We start from the raw sequence: 2027 nt of genomic DNA on the forward strand, positions 1-2027 counted from the left end.
TGTCAGGATATTTTGACTGTAATTGTCGTACGAGTTTTTTAAAGTATGTTATGTTTTATCATGCTAGCCTCTGTTTTATATTGTTGACACATATATTATGGCTCTGGTTTGTAAAACTAACCCACATTTAGAGGCTAGCACCTTGTGGGGAGTCATTGTGTCTATGTGTTAATTGCAAATCGAGGCTATGGCAGTTTTACCGCAAAAGTAAATAGACAATAATCTTTTAATTTTCATGTTTTTAGATGATACTCAACACCATGAAATTTGAATTAAGCTTGGTAATAAATGACACAACATGAATATATTTTTGTAACTGTATCCATAATCATTGGATTATCATTAACACGTCTCTTACATGTGATCGGAGATTTGATTCGTTATCACAACAAAGTTAAGTTCCATTGGTCTACAGCTATCTGGGGTGGGACTGTAATGGTTTTCACCCTTCAACTATGGTGGGTAGGATGGGAGCTTCATGATTTTTCTGATTGGTCTTTTATTCACTTTTTAGCGCTCATTTTTGCATCGATTTTTATGTATGGTGCGGCAGAAATGGCACTTCCAGATCCAGATGATGGATATTTTGACATGCTATCCCACAGTCGAGGTTTAGGTCGAGTGTCTGCAATGTCCTTATTGTTATTTTTTCTTCTTGGGCCATATTTCAATATTGTTATGTTTAAGAATCCATTGCTTTTGTCATTGGTAATACCATTAATAGGTGTTGTAATAATGTTGCTAGTTATATTTATCCCTCGGTGGTTTAAATGGTTGTCTATTATTTTTGGGTTATATTCATTATTTGTACTTTTTGTAACGGTATAAGTTGATTTTAGTACTAGTAGCTGGAAACTATAAGCCATTCAAGCAGGACAAATAACAGCTGGCTATTTGCTCCTTCGTCGCTTATTTTAGCCAACAATTATTTGCCGCTTAACGTGGTGTTGGTATTTTTTAGATAGCAGAGTTAACATCCATACTTTTATGCAGCACACGTACAATTAATATTTGATTTACTTTATGTTCTTTGTAATAAATTACGTGGCTAGCTTGAGGATATTTACTGTAACCCTCTTTGATGTAATCACAGTTTATTCCTAATTCTGGCTCCTCAGTTAATAATCGAATTGTGCTATCTAATATTTTTAAATAATCATTTCGTTGCGTGGTTCCCCACGTAAGTTGAGTGTATCGAGCTATTTTAATTAAATCTGATTTCGCTTTAGCGGATAATACTAATTTTCTCATTAGTGATTTTCGTTGTCTAATTCTGTTAATAAAGAATCATAACTGTAATCAGCTATACCGCTTTGTTCACCTTGAATAAGCATATTGCGTAAATTTAATAGTTTAGTTTCTTGATCTTCTAAAGCTCTTAATCCAGCTCGAACAATTTCACTCGCTGAACCGTAACGACCTGTGTTAAGTTGTTGGTTAATAAACTGATCAAAGTGATCGCCTAGTGTGACGCTAGTATTTTTAGCCATAATGAAACCCTTGTTTGTACCAATATATATTAGATTATGGTATAAAAAATATAACAAGGCAATTAAACGGACAGAAAACAGTTGGCTTTTTCACTTCGTTCACATTATAGCCAACCATTTTTAGCCGCTTATTGCGGTGTTATATTTTTTGGTCGTGTCAGGTATATCTTACACATTTTTACATTTCCCCAACATTAATCGAACATTTTAAAGTTCAACTCTAGTTATTATGCTCTAAGTTATTTAGTCAACCATTTTTAGCCGCTTAATGGGGCGTTATATTTTAAATCATCATATGGAGTAATTATGAAAAAAAGTAGTTTAATTTTAAGTGTACTTTTAGTGGGGATCACTGCTTGTTCAACGGTTACTATAAAACCGGAAGGGCAAAATAAACTTGTCAATAAACCCTCATACCTGGATTCAAAACCATTTTATTTATGGGGGCTATCTGGAGAACATCGTGTTGATGTTCTGAAAGTTTGTAACAAAAATGAACCATTGCAAATGCAATCACAACAAACATTTTCTGATGGT

Annotated in this window: 4 protein-coding genes; 2 read left to right on the forward strand and 2 right to left on the reverse strand. The window is 33.7% G+C overall.

The features are described from left to right. The first annotated feature begins 288 nt into the window (after positions 1 to 288). Positions 289 to 828: a hypothetical protein gene (locus H4J66_RS00965; protein WP_182169370.1), complete on the forward strand. Its 540-nt coding sequence runs from the start codon at positions 289 to 291 to the stop codon at positions 826 to 828. A gap of 129 nt (positions 829 to 957) precedes the next feature. Here H4J66_RS00965 and H4J66_RS00970 read toward each other — a convergent pair whose 3' ends face one another. Both H4J66_RS00970 and H4J66_RS00975 read right to left on the reverse strand, forming a co-directional pair. Next, positions 958 to 1251, reverse strand: coding sequence for a type II toxin-antitoxin system RelE/ParE family toxin (locus H4J66_RS00970; protein WP_182169372.1), 294 nt, complete (start codon positions 1249 to 1251; stop codon positions 958 to 960). Next, positions 1251 to 1490, reverse strand: a complete 240-nt coding sequence (locus H4J66_RS00975; RefSeq protein WP_070373587.1) for a type II toxin-antitoxin system ParD family antitoxin — start codon at positions 1488 to 1490, stop codon at positions 1251 to 1253. Before H4J66_RS00975 ends, H4J66_RS00970 begins: the two co-directional genes overlap by 1 nt. A 306-nt stretch (positions 1491 to 1796) precedes the next feature. Between H4J66_RS00975 and H4J66_RS00980 the strand changes: the two genes are divergently transcribed. Next, positions 1797 to 2027 (forward strand): Bor/Iss family lipoprotein (locus H4J66_RS00980; RefSeq protein WP_182169374.1); only part of this gene is annotated, 231 nt, incomplete at its 3' end.

The sequence above is a fragment of the Colwellia sp. MB3u-55 genome (genome assembly GCF_014076785.1).
GTDB lineage: Bacteria > Pseudomonadota > Gammaproteobacteria > Enterobacterales > Alteromonadaceae > Colwellia_A.